Here is a 14,140-nt window from a genome sequence, read left to right on the forward strand (position 1 = left end):
TTCACCGAGGTTGCAGCTGGTCGAGCCGGGACAGGATGACGCCTTCGCGCAGGGCCCACGGGCAGACCTCGAGCGCGGGCAGGTCGAAGAGGTCCATCACGGCGTCGGCGACCAGTGCGCCGGCGGTCAGCTGGGACGCGCGACCGGCCGAGACGCCGGGCAGGGCGGCCCGCTCGGCGGCCGTCATCTTGGTCAGCTTCGGGATCCACTCGTTCAGGTCGGCCCGGTTCAGCGTGCGCGGCACGTACGGTCCGTCGGCGGACGGGGCCGCGCCGGCGATCCGGGCCAGCGAACGGAACGTCTTGCTGGTGGCAACCGAACGCTGCGGCTTACCCGCCCGCAGTACCGGACCGGCGACCGCGGCCAGCTCCATCCGGATCCGGCGACGCAGCGCCCGCACCTCGTCCTTGTCCGGCGGGTCCGCGGTCAGCCCCTCGCGGGTCATCCGGCCCGCGCCGAGCGGCACCGACTCCGCCACGGTCGGCTGCTCGTCCGACCCGGCCGCGATCTCCAGCGAGCCGCCGCCGATGTCGAACACCGCCAGGCGCCCGGAGGACCAGCCGAACCAACGCCGTACCGCCAGGAAGGTCAGCCGTGCCTCGACTTCGCCGCTCAGCACCTCGAGGTCCACGCCGGTCTCGTCACGGACCCGGCTCAGCACCTTCTCGCCGTTCGGCGCCTCACGCAGCGCCGAGGTGGCGAAGGCGAGCACCGACTCGCAGCCCTTGTCCTCGGCCAGCTCGACCGCCTGCTTGGTGAAATCGACCAGGCCGTCGGCGCCGGACTGGTCGATCTTGCCGTCCTGGTCCAGGTGCTCGGCCAGCCGCAGCTCGATCTTGTGCGAGTACGCCGGCAGCGGCGCGGCACCGCGATGCGCGTCCACCACGAGCAGATGGACGGTGTTGGATCCCACGTCGAGTACGCCGAGCCGCATACCCTCACGCTACTGGACAACCGGAGTAATCACGGTTCTGGAGTCGTCGTTCACAGATCACCGCGTCCTGCGCGTACGCTTTCCAGGTGCCTGAGGTTTCTCTCGATTTCCCCCGTGCCTGGGTCGAGTTCACCGACCCCGCCGACCCCGACCAGGTCTTCCGCTGCGACCTGACCTGGCTGACCTCCAACTGGTCCTGCATCTTCGGCGGTGGCTGCCAGGGGATCTACAAGGGCCGTCCGAACGACGGCTGCTGCACCCTCGGTGCGCACTTCTCCGACGCCGACGACGAGAAGCGGGTCAAGAAGTACGTCAAGGAGCTCGGCAAGGACGACTGGCAGTTCCGCAAGGAAGGCCGGAGCACCGGCTGGGTCGAGACCGACGACGAGGGCGAGCGCAAGACGCGGGTCTGGGAGGGTGCGTGCATCTTCCTGAACCGGCCGGGGTTCGAGGGCGGCGCCGGGTGCGCGCTGCACGGGCTGGCGCTGAAGCGCGGCGTGCATTTCGTCGAGACCAAGCCGGACGTGTGCTGGCAGCTGCCGATCCGGCGGACCTTCCGCGAGGTGGAGCGGCCGGACGGGACGACGTACACCGAGGTCGGGATCGGGGAGTACGACCGGCGCGGCTGGGGACCGGGCGGGCACGACCTCGACTGGTACTGCACGGGTAACACCGAGGCGCACATCGCGGTCGAGCCGGTGTTCGAGTCCAGCAAGGTCGAGCTGCAGACGCTGATGGGTCTCAAGGCGTACGACGTACTCGCCGACCTGTGCCGCCAGCGCCTGGAGTCCGCGCGGCCGCTACTGCCGCATCCCGCCTCTAAGTAGCGATCTTTCCGTTGTCGACGAGCCAGCTGATGCCGGACAGGGCTGCCTCGAACGCCGAGTAGCGCGGACGGAAGTCGAGCAGTCTGGCGGCCTTCTCCATTGAGCAGTTCGGGCTGCGGGCGATGTGGTCCCAGGTCGCTGCGGCCTGCTCCTTCGGCCAGGTGGTTCGCAGCTGGCCGATCGGCAGGAAGCCGAGGTTCGCCGGCTGCCCGAACCAGTCGGCGAGAGCGTGGGCGTACCCGCGGAGCGTCAAAGCGTCGGCGGCGACCGCGTGGAAGCTCTCGCCGATCGCGGTCGAGCGGCTCGCGATCGCGGCCAGGAACACGCCCGCGACATCGTCGGCGTGGACCGGGTTGAGCGTCTCCAGGCCGAGGTTCGGCAGCAGGACGTCAGCACCCTGGGCGAGCTTCTCGTAGACGGCGAGGTCGAAGTTGCCTGCCGGGTTGACCGGCGTCCAGCCGGGGCCGCAGATGTGACCGGGGTGGACGATCGTGACCGGGAAGCCGTCGCGGCGGGCCTTGGCGAGCAGGTACGCCTCGATCGCGGCCTTCTGCGTGCCGTAGTCGCCGAACGGCTTGCGCGGCGCGTCCTCGCGGGTCGGGACGCTCATGCTCGGGCCGTGGACCCAGATCGTGCCGCAGTGCAGCAGGTGCTGGATCTTCCCTTCGACCGCCTCGGTGAGCCGCCGGGCGCTGTCCTCGGTGAAACAGATCAGGTCGATGACGACGTCCGGATTCAGGTCCGCGACCCGTCGTCCGAAGGTCCCCGCGGCATCTTCCGCGGCCCGGTCGACCTGGACGAACTCCACGTCCTTCCAGGTCCCGTCCGAGTGGTACGGCGTACGCTCGCCGCGACTCAGCACCGTGACGTCGTGTCCGAGCCGGATCAGCCGCGGGACGAGATAGGTTCCGATATGACCGGTACCGCCGATGACGACTGTGCGCATGACACCTGAGCGTAGTCCGACACACCCCGGAGGCCGCGAGTGTCGGTGGAGGGCGTAAGAATGACTGGCATGCGTTTGGATCATCTGTCGTACGCGTGCGGGCCTGATGGGTGCCGGGCGACCGTCGAGCGGCTGTCGGCAGCGCTCGGCGCGGAGTTCGTCGACGGTGGGGTGCATCCGCGTTTCGGCACGGTGAACCACATCCTCCCGCTGGAGAACGACCGTTATATCGAGGTGGTCGACGTGCTCGACCACCCGGCGTCCGACAAGGCGCCGTTCGGTCAGGCGGTCCGTGCCCGCAAGGAGCTCGGCGGCGGCTGGCTGGGCTGGGTGGTGGCGGTCCGCGACATGGAGCGGATGGAGAAGCGCCTCGGCCGGCAGGCGGTCCCCGGCAACCGGCACCGCCCGGACGGGCTGAACCTGACCTGGCGGCAGATCGGCGTGAAGGGCCTGATGGCCGACCCGCAGCTCCCGTTCTTCATCCACTGGGACGACCTCGCCGAGCACCCGTCCATCGGCGGCAAGGACATCAAGCTCTCCGGCCTGGAGATTGCCGGCGACCCGACCCGGGTCACCGACTGGATCGGTCACCCCGCCGACCACCTCCTCGACGACCTCGACGTCGCCTGGGTCGGCCCGAACGGTCAGCCGGGGCTGGTCGCTGCAGTCTTCACGACACCGAACGGGATCGTTCGCCTGTAATCCGCCGTACCGCTTGACCTGTGGTTCACGTCGGCCTAACGTACAACCAAATGGTTGTAGATGAACACGTGGTCGATCGACTTCTCCACGCACTGGCCGACACCACGCGGCGCGACATCGTGCGGCGGTGCCTGGCCGGCGAGGCGTCGGTGTCGCGGCTCGCCGAGGCGTACCCGATGAGCTTCGCGGCCGTGCAGAAACACGTCGCCGTACTGGAACGGGCCGGGCTGGTGAGCAAGGAACGCAGTGGCCGCGAGCAACTCGTGCGGACCGACGTCGACGCCGTACGGCGGGCTCGGGACGCCCTCGACCAGCTCGAGGCGACCTGGCGCGGACGCGTGGACCGGATGTCGGACCTGTTGACCGAGAGGAATGAGAACGATGAGCGTGACCAGCCTTGACAAGGATCTCGACGCACTGAGCCTGACCCTGATCGCCGACTTCGACGCGCCTGCCGAGCGGGTGTGGGACCTGTGGGCCGACCCGCGCAAGCTCGAACGCTGGTGGGGACCGCCGACGCATCCCGCGACGATGGTCGATCACGACCTGACGCCAGGCGGTGCGGTCACGTACTACATGACCAGCCCGGAAGGCGAGAAGTACCACGGGCGGTGGAACATCACGGCTGTCGACGCACCGACGTCGCTGGAGTTCATCGACACCTTCGCGGACTCCGACGGGAAGCCGGTCGACAACATGCCGGTGAGTACGACGCGCATGCGGCTCAGCTCGTACGACGGGAAGACCCGGATGGAACTGCAGGCGGTGTTCGACTCGCGGGAGCAGATGGATCAGTTGCTCCGTATGGGGATGGACGAAGGGCTGAAGCAAGCCGTCGGGCAGATGGACGCGTTGCTCGTTTAATGAATGTTCTCGAGGTCGGCGAGTGAGGTCTCGAGGTGGGCGAGCAGGCGTTGCAGGTGCGGGACGGCGCGGCGGCAGCCGGTCAGGCCGAAGTGGAGCTCGTGGGCGTAGCTGGTGACGCTGATGTTCAGGGCCTGGCCGTTGAGGACGATGCTCGCGGGGTAGAGGCCGAGGAGGCGGGAGCGGTTCCAGTAGAGCGGGCTGTCGGCGGGGCCGGGCACGTTCGAGATGACCACGTTGTACGGCGGTGCCGTACGACCGGCGACACCGGGCAGGACCGCGGCGGGGCCGGCGACGCCGAAGCCGAGCGCGCCGACGATCAGGTTCTGCAGCGGACTGAGATCGGACAGGACGCGTTTGCCGTGCGCGGTCGACGCCATGATCCGGCGGATCCGGCGCTCGGGATCCGCCTGGTCGGTGGCCAGGTCCGCGATCAGTGTGGCGAGCGAGTTCCCACCTCCGGGCGCGTCATCCGACGTACGCAACGAGACCGGCACCATCGCCGTCAGCGCCTTGTCCGGCAGGGCGTCCAGCTCGAGCAGATAGTTGCGCAGGGCCCCTGAACACATCGCCAGCAGTACGTCGTTCAGCGTCGCGCCGGTGATCGCCCGGACCTTCTCCAGCCGTTCGATCGGCCACGACTGCGCGGCGAACCGCCGCGCACCGGTGACCGGCTGGTTGAAGATCGTCCGCGGCGCCTGGAACGGCATCGTCGAGTGCAGCAGGCTCTTCACGCCGGCCAGCGGGAGACCGGCCAGCCCGGCGGCCGTCTTCAGCGCGTCACCCGGCACCTTGGCCATCGCCTGCAGCAGACCGGTCTCCAGGCGCGGCTGGGCGACCTTCGGCGGCAGCGCGTACGTGGCCGGCATACCGGTGCGGGTCGGGTCGGTGGTCAGGGTGTCCTGCATCCATCGCAACGCGGTGACGCCGTCGATCATCGAGTGGTGGATCTTGCTGTAGATCGCGAACCGGCGGCCCTCGACGCCCTCGATCAGGTGCATCTCCCACAGCGGCCGGTGCCGGTCGAGCAGCGTCCCGTGCAGGCGGCTGGTGAGCTCGAACAGCTCGCGGTACCGGCCGGGACGGGGCAGCGCGGACAGCCGGACGTGGTACTCCAGGTCGATCTCGTCGTCCTGTTCCCAGGACCAGTAGCCGAGGTCCACCGGCCGGTTCCGCACCCGGCGTGCGAACACCGGATTCACCTCCGGCGCGGTCACCATCTCGTGGTACAGCCGCGACACGAAGTCCCGCGACGACTCCGGGAACACGTGATCCCGCCCGGCGCCTTCGGGGAGCTCGAACAACATCAGCCCACCGACGTGCATCGGCTGCTCCCGAGTCTCCCCACCCAAGAACATCGCATCCAGCGGGCCCACCACGGTCATGGTCCTCACCTCCCGGCAAACCATCGTGGTCGTCGTACGAAAGCGCGTCTACACCCGCACAACAGCCTTCACCGAGAATTGGTTACCCCGGCAGCAACTGAGGTATCAACTATCGGACGCGGGTCAGTCGAGGGGGCGGTAGTTGACGCCTAGCGCTTCGATGCGGGCCAGGTGCGGGCGGAGGCGGGTGAGGAACTCGTCGTACGACGTCTTCGGGGAGCCCCAGGCGCGCTCGGCGAACGCGGACAGGCGCGGCAGCAGCATGTAGCCGACCTGCTCCGGGCCTTCCATGTACTCGGTCCAGATCTGGCACTGCGTCCCGACGATCAGCGCCTTCTCTTCGTCGGACAGCGCGGACGGAATCACCTCGAAGTCGTACACCTTCTCCAGCGGAATGTTGCCGCCGATGGCGAGCGGCTCGGTCTTCGGGTCGCCCTGGTAGTAGTCGAAGTACACCGACTCGCACGGCGCCATCACGGTCTGGTGGCCGGCCTTCACGGCGACCTCACCGCGCTGCGCGCTCCGCCACGCCATGATCACCGCATCGCTAGGGCAGTCGGTGTCGACCATCTCGTCCCAGCCGACCAGCCGGCGCCCTTCCTCGGCCAGCACCTCCGCGACCTGCGCGGTGAACCAGCCCTGCAGCTGCCCCGGCTCGTCCAGCCCGAGCTCCGCCTGCCGCTTCTGCGCCGCCTCCGACTCGGCCCACTGGACCGACGGGCACTCGTCGCCGCCGAGGTGGATGTACGGCGACGGGAAGATCTCCAGCACCTCACGCAGCACGGTCTTCACGAACTCGACGGTCGCGTCGTTCACGTTCAGCACGTCGTCGCTGATGCCCCAGTACTGCCGGACCGTCAGCTGCTGGTCCGGGTGGTTCCCGAGCTCCGGGTACGCCGTGATCGCGGCCTGCATGTGACCGGGCAGGTCGATCTCGGGTACGACGGTGATCCCACGCTCCGCGGCGTACGCGACGATCTCGCGCAGGTCGTCCTTGGTGTAGAACCCGCCGTGCGGCGTGCCGTCGTACTCGAACTCGGTCTGGCCGCGCGACATCTTGCCGACCATGGTCTCGGCCCGCCACGCGCCGACCTCGGTGAGCCGCGGGTACGCCTCGATCTCGACCCGCCAGCCCTGGTCGTCGGTGAGGTGGAAGTGCAGCACGTTGAGCCGGTGCAGCGCGAGCACGTCGATGATCTTGAGGACGAACTCCTTCGGCATGAAGTGCCGCGCGACGTCGAGCATCATCCCGCGCCAGCCGAACCGCGGCGCGTCCGCGATGTGCGCCAGCGGTACGGCGACCTTCCCGTCGTCAGCCGGCTCCGCCGACTCGACCAGCTGGGCGTACGTCGTCTCCGCGTGCCGGAGCGCATCCTCGGAGCCGGCGGTCAACCGGGCTCCTTCACCGGTCACCTCGATGCGGTACTCCGTCTCGCCGAGGTTCTCGACCACGTCCCGGACGGCCTCGCCGACCGGATCGGCGGTGACCCACCGGCCTTCGTGGACAGTGAGTTCTCGCGGGGCAGGGACGATCGCGATGTCGGACATCGGGACTCCAGGGGAAGCGCAGTCGATTTATGTCAGGACCATCCTATAAGCGGCTTCCCTGTCAGGTTCATGAGAGGGTTTGCGCGTGACGAGCGAGCGGCAGCGGACGACCCTGAGGGTGCTGGTGGCGAGCAACGCGCTCGGAGGGGTCGCAACGGCGAGCGGATTCGCTGTCGCCGCACTGCTCGCGGAGAACGTCTCCGGGTCTACCTCCATGGCCGGTCTGGTCGCCACGTCGACCACACTGGGCGCTGCCGTTCTCGCCGTACCGCTGGCGAGTCTGGCGCGCTCCCACGGTCGACGGGTCTCGTTGAGCATCGGCTATCTGATCGCCTTCGTGGGCGCTGCGCTGACGATCGTCGCCGCCCAGATCGGCTCGCTGGCGCTGCTGCTGGCCGCGGGCTGTTTCTTCGGCAGCGGCTCGGCCTCCAACCTCCAGTCGCGGTACGCCGCCACGGACTCCGCAGAGCCCAGCCGCATCGCCCGTTCGCTCGGACTGGTCGTCTGGGCCACCACGATCGGCGTGATCGTCGGACCGAACCTGACCGGTGTCGGCGGCTCGGTCGGCACGTCACTCGGCATCCTGGCCCTGGCGGGTCCGTACGTGTTCTCGGTCGTCGCCTTCGGTCTCAGCGCGGCCACGGTGTGGGTGGGCATGCGCAGCCAGGTGCGACCGGGCAAGGTGGAGCGCCAACCACTGGCGGAGACGTTCCGGCAGGTCATCCGGATCCCGCACGCGCGTCTCGGTCTGCTGGCGATCGCGACGGCGCACGCGGTGATGGTCGGCGTGATGTCGATGACCTCGGTCCACCTGCGCCACCACGGCGCCTCGCTGACCATCGTCGGCTTCGTCATCAGCGGTCATGTGGCCGGCATGTACGCCCTGTCCCCGCTGACCGGCTGGCTGGCTGACCGGCTCGGCCGCATCCCCACGATCGGCATCGGCCTCGGCGTGCTCGCCGTCGCGATGACACTGGCCGCTGTCGCGCCGGACGACGCGCACGCGCTGACTGGACTGGCACTGTTCACACTGGGCCTCGGCTGGTCCGCCTGTCTGGTCGCCGGCTCTACCCTGCTGTCGCGGTCCGTGCCGGACGGCATTCGTACGTCGGCGCAGGGCCTGTCGGACCTGACCATGGGCGTCCTCGCTTCCCTTTCGGGCACAGCTGCCGGTCCGGTCCTCGCGTACCTCGGCTTCCACTGGCTGGCGGTCTTCTGCGGCATCCTCCTCATCCCGGCCGCCCTGCTCGCCGCAACGACCAAACAAGCTGTGGCTAGGGTCTAGCGGTGTGAGCATCGCGGAGGGCGGTATCCCGAGTCCGAACATCTGGCACCACCCGAAGGTGTACGAGGTCGAGAACCGGGCGGTCGACCCGAACGGCGTGATCGAGCCGGCGATGCGAGCGATCCGCGACTGGACCGGCGCGACGGTGCTCGACATCGGCTGCGGCACCGGCTTCCACTTGCCGACGTTCGCCGCGACGGCAGCACAGGTGATCGGGGTCGAGCCGCACGGAGCACTGGCGGACGCGGCCCGTCGACGTACGCAGGCGTTGCCGAACGTCGACGTACGGCAAGGTACGGCGCAACGCCTGCCGGTACCGGACGCGTCGGTCGACGTGATGCACGCGCGCTGGGCGTACTTCTTCGGGCCGGGGTGCGAGCCCGGGCTGGCCGAGTTGGACCGGGTGATGCGCCGCGGCGGGACCGCGTTCGTGATCGACAACGACGGGAGCCGGTCGACGTTCGGTGAGTGGTTCAGTACGTCGTACCCGGTGATCAAGCCGCCTGTGGTGGAACGGTTCTGGGCCGATCGCGGTTGGCACCGGACGCCGCTGGACATGGGTTGGCGGTTCGAGACCCGCGCCGATCTGGAGGCGGTGGTGAAGATCGAGTTCACCCCGAAGGACGCGCGCCGGATCCTCGCGTCGCACACGGGCGTCGAGGTCGACTACGCGATCAACCTGTGGAGCAGGACCTTCTGACGACACTCTGTGGTCTGCGGACAGACCTCCGGTCCTCATAGGGTTGACGGACCACTCGACGGGGCATTCCTGGGGAGGCACCAGCCACGGATGGACGGACTGCTGCTCGATCACGTGCCGGGGTTGCCGGGGCGGCTCCGGATCGACGTAGGTGAGCAGCGTGCGGTGGTGGTGCCTCAGGCAGCCGACCGCCGCAGGCTGGCCGACATCGTGACCGGACTGGATGATCCACCGCCCGGTGCGCTCGTTTTGGCCAGCGGAAGGGTCCGCCTGGTCCCTGCGGAAGGCGGTCTGCTCCCCCACCTCACTGTGCTTGGCAACGTGATGCACGGGCACCGCACGTCGCAGTCGATTACCAGACAGGCAGCCCGGGAAGCGAGCGTGGTCAAGGCGTTCGGCTGTGGGCTGGAAGACGTGCTGGACCGCTACCCGTACGAGATCACCGCAGGCCGTCGCCGCCTGGCCGGAGTGGCCCGGGCACTCGGCTCCTACCCGCGAGCGATCGTGCTGGAGGATGCGAACGGCCTACCTACCTGGGGATCACTCCTCTCGCTCCGGCCCAACCCCGACCTCGCGTCAGCCGCTCTGCTGCTCATCACGACCAGCGCGTCACGCACTGCGGGGTTTGTCGATGCTGAGTAGCCGCAGAGCGTTCCTGGGGACCGCAGCGACACTTCTGCTCGCCGGCTGTTCGAGTGACGTACTGGGACTGCGGCGTGCGGTCCGCGTGGCCGTGAGCTGGAGCGGCGAGGAGCTGCGTGCGTTCCACAAGGTCCTGGGCGGCCTGGGCACGTTGGACTACCCGGTCGAGGTCGTACCGCTCGGTGACGCCATCTCGACCGCCTTCGGCACCCGCTCCACCCGCAGACCGGACATCGTCATGCTGCCGCAGCCAGGTCTCGTCCCGCGCCATCTGGCTGACCTGGAGCCGATCCCCGACGACATCGCACCTCTCGGTCAGGCCCGCCTCTGGAAAGAGCTCCTGGTCCACGAAGGAACGACGTACGGCGTGCCGTTCAAGACAGCGCACAAGTCCGCGGTTTGGTACCGCCCCTCGGTGTTCCGGCAGGTCGGCGTACAACCGCCGCGGCTGTGGAGCGAATGGCTGACGCTGAACCAGACGTTGACACGGGCCGGCGTCACGCCGTTGGCGTTGGCCGCAGGGGACGGCTGGGTGCTCACTGACTTCCTGGAGAACGTCCTGCTGGGCATCGCACCGTCTGTGTACTTGGGTCTTGCGACGGCGACAGACCCGCGGCCGTCGCAGCAGCCACAGTTCGGGGCCGCTCTGCGATTGCTGGGCACTATGTGGTCGACACCTGGCCTTCTGGCGGGCGGAGTGAAGGAGTCCCTCGTCCAGCAGTTCCCGGATGCGCTGGTGGAGGTTTTCGGCCATCGCAAAGCCGCCATGGTGCTCGCGTCCGACTTCGCCGAACCAGTGGTGCGCTCCTTTGCCGCAGACCCCAACGACATAGGGCTTTTCACGTTTCCGCCGATGACTGCAGGCGCTGCTGCGCCCGTAGTTGTCGGAGGCGATGTGATGGTGCTGCAGAAGCCCACCTCGGACGACGCACGCGACCTGGTACGCCGCTTGTCCGCGCCGACCGCAGTAGACCCGTGGATCGCCGAAGGCGGGTTCCTGGTCGACGGACGGACCAGCGGGTACTCCCCCGAGCTCACCCGGCTGGCCGAGCAGCTGACCCGGCCTGGAGAGCAACTGCAGTTCGACCTGTCCGACCGGCTCGGTCGCATCGGAGACACCAACGGACTGTGGCGGGTGCTGACCGACTTCCTGATCGCGGTCGGCCGCTTTGACACCGCTCTACAGGATGCGGTGGACGACGCGATGACCGAGCTGCGGAAGGTGGAGGAGGGCTGATGGGCCTGCAGACCAACGGCCTGTCACTCGAGGTCGTCGGCCGGGAGATCACCGGCCGTCCGGTGCAGGGCAAACCACGCCGACCCGCTGGACCGTACCTGTTGGGGCTGCCGGCGTTGCTGTTGAGCTGTCTGCTGCTGGTACCGATCGGTGTGACCGTGGTGGCGGCGTTCCGGACGCGTAGCGGTTTCGGGTTCGGCAACTTCGCGGTGATGGGCGATCCGTCCGCGCTGCATGCCGTGGGCAACAGTCTGTTGTGGGTGATGGTCGCGTTCGGAACCGTGGTCGTCGGGTTCTTCCTTGCCCTGTTGAGTTATCGACTCCCGGCGGTCACGACGTTCCTGCAGCCCGCACTGGTCATTCCGTTCGCTGTGTCGGTGCTGGCGTCCGGTGCGACGTTCCGGCTGATCTTCGACCCGACACCGGAGCGCGGGACGATCACTGCTGTCTGGACGCGGCTGTTCGGCACCAGCCCGGTGTGGCTGGGTCCTGGTCTGTTCTGGCTGGTGCTGGTGTCCGCGTTCGGCTGGACCTGGCTCGGGTACGTCGTGTCGCTCTTCCGCGCCGGGCTGGACGCGATACCAGACGACGTGTCGCGGACGATCACAGCTGAGGGTGTGAAGGGCTGGAGACGCCTGCGGGCGTTGGAGATCCCGCTGCTGCGTCCGGTGACCGGTGTGGTCACGCTGACGTTGGTCATTGCAGCAGTGCGGGTTTTCGACCTGGTGCTGATCGTCGTACCAGGGTCGATGCAGCGGTCGGCCGACGTACTGGGGCTGAACTGGTGGCGGGCTACCACGACAGGTGATGACTCAGGACGTACGGCGGCGCTCGGTGTGGTGCTGTTCGCGATCGTGGCGGCGGTCGGGCTGATCGGCGTACGCGGACTGCGCCGGCGGCGGTGGGCGATGCCGGTGACCGTCGTACGGCCGGATCCGTCACTAGGGCGACCGAAGCCCGGCCGGGTGGTACGGCGGTTCGGCTGGCTCATCGGGCTCGCTGTCGCGCTGGTGTGGATCTTCCCGGCCGTAGTACTCGTCGCCACGGCGCTGCACTCGCCACGGGAAGCCGGTCTCCGCGGGTGGTGGTCGCTGTCCGGTCTGGGGTTCTCGTCGTTCGCGGCCGCGGCGAACGTCGGGTTGTTCCGAGCGCTGCTGTCCACGCTGGTGATCGCGGCCGCCGCCACAGCTGTCCTGCTCGTCATCGCCGTACCAACGGCCTACCTGGTCGCCTGGGGCGGTCTGCCGACGCGGGTCGGGCGGATCGCGATGGGTGTGTTCGTAGTGCTGGCCGTGACACCAGTGCAGATGTACGCCGCTCCGCTGCGGGATGCGATCGACACGGCCGGCTTGGCCGGGTCCCGGGTCGCACTGGCACTAGTACACGCGGCTGCCGGTCTACCGTTCGCCGTACTGCTACTGCGATCCGCTTTCGCATCTGCACCACCAGCGCTGGTGTCCGAGGCGTTGCAGGGCCCAGCGCGGCAGAGCGCCGTACTGGCAACTGTGCAGCGGACCTACCGGCCCGCACTGGTTGCTGTTGCGGTGCTGGAGTTCGCGCTGGTGTGGAACGACTTCATCGTCGGGTTTCTGATCAGTGGTCCGGGTACGACGCCGTTGTCGCTGGTGCTGTGGGGTGAGGCGCGGCAGTTCTCCACGTCGAGCGGACCCGTCGCTGCTGCGGCTGTAGTCGCGTCGGTAGTACCTGTGGTGCTGATGCTGTCGTTCTGGCGGACCGTCGTCCGCGGACTGACGACAGGGAGCCGGCCATGAGCGAGGAAAAGCCGAAGCCGGCGCAGGAGCCACCAGAGGAGCAGTCGCGGATCCAGGAGTTCTCCCTGGTCGTCGGCGGTGTCGCGTCCGCGTTGCTCACCGACCTCACCTCCCAGCTGCTCAACCAGAGCCTCGGCCAACGCGGCATCGTGCAGTGGGTCGGGTACTCCGTGGCCGCTCTGCTTGTAGTCATCTCCTACCTTCGGCTGCGTGCTCGGCGCCGACGTGCGCGCGACCGCCGCCTGCAGGGTGCGAGCGAACTCCACGCGGCCGCCGAGGAAGCCGAGCAGTGGATGATCTCGCTCGGATCGGACGCCGGCGGGATGGCGGCGGCCGAGTGGTTCACGGTCAACGAGGACTGGCTCCGCGACCTGGTCGCGACCGAGAACCCACAGAACGCGGCCGTCGACGACTTCGCCCGGATCTGCGACGCACTCGAGGCCTGGTACGTACGCCGTCCCGATCCCGACGCGCTCCTCCAACTGAGCGAGCTCCTGAACGCCACAGCCGAGGCCAGCGGGCGCCGCGGTCTCGCCGAGCTCGCAGCGGCCCGCGCGGCAACGGCGTACCGGATGCTGGGCGACCTGGACACCGCCAGCACTCGTCTGGGCCTCTCGGACAACATCGCGACCCACGGCCGTACGGCGACTGCGCTGAAGATGAGGCGCCAGGTCGAACGCGCCCTGCTGCACCTGGCCCGCGCCGAACGCGCACCGGCCGGCAACGATCGCGACGAGGCCGTCCTGAACGCACGCGACCGGCTGGACGACGCACGACTCGCCCGTCCCGGTCCGGACCTCGCAGCCGAGGTAGCGATCTCCATCAACCTCGCAGTCGTGCACCTCTACCAGCACGACGACGAAGGCGCTCTGGAGCAGCTGCGACCCGCCCTCGCCCGTGCGACGGCGGCCGGCGACCTGAGCGGACAGGCCCACGCGCTGGAGCTCATGGGCGTCGCCGCGTGGATGCGGCGCAACCAGCACGAGGCCGGCAGCCGGTGGGAGCACGCCGCCCACCTGTACGCCGAGATCGACGAACGCGAAGGCCACGCCCGCTGCCTGCAGCACCTCGGCTCCGCAGCCGTCATCGCCAACGACCTGGACACCGCACTCGAACTGCTCGAACGGAGCGCCTCGCTGCGGACCTCGGAGAGCGAGATCCTCACGAAGTACCTCGACGCGGCCCGCCGTACCTCGGACCTTCCCGTCGTCGCCGACGACCCACCACGCCGTACGGCAGGCACCCGACTGAAACGTGCCTTGAGACGTTTTGTCGGCGGGCTCAAATAGGTTGTCCTC

The 14,140-nt window shown here is 68.6% G+C and carries 14 protein-coding genes; 10 read left to right on the top strand and 4 right to left on the bottom strand.

The window, feature by feature from the left end:
• Position 1: 1 nt before the first annotated feature.
• The gene (locus ACLJOO_RS07515; protein ID WP_410786083.1) at positions 2-934 is read right to left on the bottom strand and encodes a Ppx/GppA family phosphatase; all 933 of its coding nucleotides are present in this window, start codon (positions 932-934) and stop codon (positions 2-4) included.
• Positions 935-1,020: 86 nt separating this feature from the next.
• Here ACLJOO_RS07515 and ACLJOO_RS07520 point away from each other — a divergent pair, with 86 nt between their 5' ends.
• Positions 1,021-1,761, top strand: a complete 741-nt coding sequence (locus tag ACLJOO_RS07520; RefSeq protein WP_410786084.1) for a hypothetical protein — start codon at positions 1,021-1,023, stop codon at positions 1,759-1,761.
• Here the strand turns inward: ACLJOO_RS07520 and ACLJOO_RS07525 are convergent.
• Complete coding sequence (locus tag ACLJOO_RS07525; RefSeq protein WP_410786085.1) at positions 1,754-2,707, bottom strand: NAD-dependent epimerase/dehydratase family protein; 954 nt, start codon at positions 2,705-2,707, stop codon at positions 1,754-1,756. The genes ACLJOO_RS07520 and ACLJOO_RS07525 overlap by 8 nt on opposite strands.
• A gap of 69 nt (positions 2,708-2,776) precedes the next feature.
• Between ACLJOO_RS07525 and ACLJOO_RS07530 the strand changes: the two genes are divergently transcribed.
• The 3 genes from ACLJOO_RS07530 to ACLJOO_RS07540 are packed head-to-tail and all read left to right on the top strand — an operon-like array spanning position 2,777 to position 4,273.
• A complete protein-coding gene (locus tag ACLJOO_RS07530; protein ID WP_410786086.1) occupies positions 2,777-3,409 on the top strand; it encodes a VOC family protein in 633 nt (210 codons plus the stop codon).
• Positions 3,410-3,459: 50 nt separating this feature from the next.
• Complete coding sequence (locus ACLJOO_RS07535; RefSeq protein WP_410786087.1) at positions 3,460-3,810, top strand: ArsR/SmtB family transcription factor; 351 nt, start codon at positions 3,460-3,462, stop codon at positions 3,808-3,810.
• Positions 3,797-4,273, top strand: coding sequence for an SRPBCC family protein (locus ACLJOO_RS07540; protein WP_410786088.1), 477 nt, complete (start codon positions 3,797-3,799; stop codon positions 4,271-4,273). Before ACLJOO_RS07535 ends, ACLJOO_RS07540 begins: the two co-directional genes overlap by 14 nt.
• Here ACLJOO_RS07540 and ACLJOO_RS07545 read toward each other — a convergent pair.
• Both ACLJOO_RS07545 and ACLJOO_RS07550 read right to left on the bottom strand, forming a co-directional pair.
• A complete protein-coding gene (locus ACLJOO_RS07545; protein WP_410786089.1) occupies positions 4,270-5,658 on the bottom strand; it encodes a WS/DGAT/MGAT family O-acyltransferase in 1,389 nt (462 codons plus the stop codon). The genes ACLJOO_RS07540 and ACLJOO_RS07545 overlap by 4 nt on opposite strands.
• Before the next feature lie 123 nt (positions 5,659-5,781).
• Positions 5,782-7,206, bottom strand: a complete 1,425-nt coding sequence (locus ACLJOO_RS07550) for a beta-N-acetylhexosaminidase (RefSeq protein ID WP_410786090.1) — start codon at positions 7,204-7,206, stop codon at positions 5,782-5,784.
• Between the two features lie 85 nt (positions 7,207-7,291).
• Here ACLJOO_RS07550 and ACLJOO_RS07555 point away from each other — a divergent pair, with 85 nt between their 5' ends.
• The 6 genes from ACLJOO_RS07555 to ACLJOO_RS07580 all read left to right on the top strand — a co-directional run bounded on the left by ACLJOO_RS07555 (position 7,292) and on the right by ACLJOO_RS07580 (position 14,131).
• On the top strand, positions 7,292-8,491 hold the full coding sequence (locus ACLJOO_RS07555) for an MFS transporter (protein ID WP_410786091.1): 1,200 nt from the start codon (positions 7,292-7,294) through the stop codon (positions 8,489-8,491).
• 4 nt (positions 8,492-8,495) lie between these two features.
• A complete protein-coding gene (locus ACLJOO_RS07560; protein ID WP_410786092.1) occupies positions 8,496-9,191 on the top strand; it encodes a class I SAM-dependent methyltransferase in 696 nt (231 codons plus the stop codon).
• Positions 9,192-9,281: 90 nt separating this feature from the next.
• Positions 9,282-9,833 (top strand): hypothetical protein, encoded by a 552-nt coding sequence (locus ACLJOO_RS07565; protein WP_410786093.1) that lies wholly within the window; start codon positions 9,282-9,284, stop codon positions 9,831-9,833.
• The gene (locus ACLJOO_RS07570; RefSeq protein ID WP_410786094.1) at positions 9,823-11,070 is read left to right on the top strand and encodes an ABC transporter substrate-binding protein; all 1,248 of its coding nucleotides are present in this window, start codon (positions 9,823-9,825) and stop codon (positions 11,068-11,070) included. Before ACLJOO_RS07565 ends, ACLJOO_RS07570 begins: the two co-directional genes overlap by 11 nt.
• Complete coding sequence (locus ACLJOO_RS07575) at positions 11,070-12,842, top strand: ABC transporter permease subunit (RefSeq protein WP_410786095.1); 1,773 nt, start codon at positions 11,070-11,072, stop codon at positions 12,840-12,842. Before ACLJOO_RS07570 ends, ACLJOO_RS07575 begins: the two co-directional genes overlap by 1 nt.
• Positions 12,839-14,131: a hypothetical protein gene (locus tag ACLJOO_RS07580; protein ID WP_410786096.1), complete on the top strand. Its 1,293-nt coding sequence runs from the start codon at positions 12,839-12,841 to the stop codon at positions 14,129-14,131. Before ACLJOO_RS07575 ends, ACLJOO_RS07580 begins: the two co-directional genes overlap by 4 nt.
• Positions 14,132-14,140: the final 9 nt, after the last annotated feature.

Origin of the sequence: Kribbella sp. C-35, assembly GCF_046549195.1 — a bacterium.
Lineage (GTDB): Bacteria > Actinomycetota > Actinomycetes > Propionibacteriales > Kribbellaceae > Kribbella.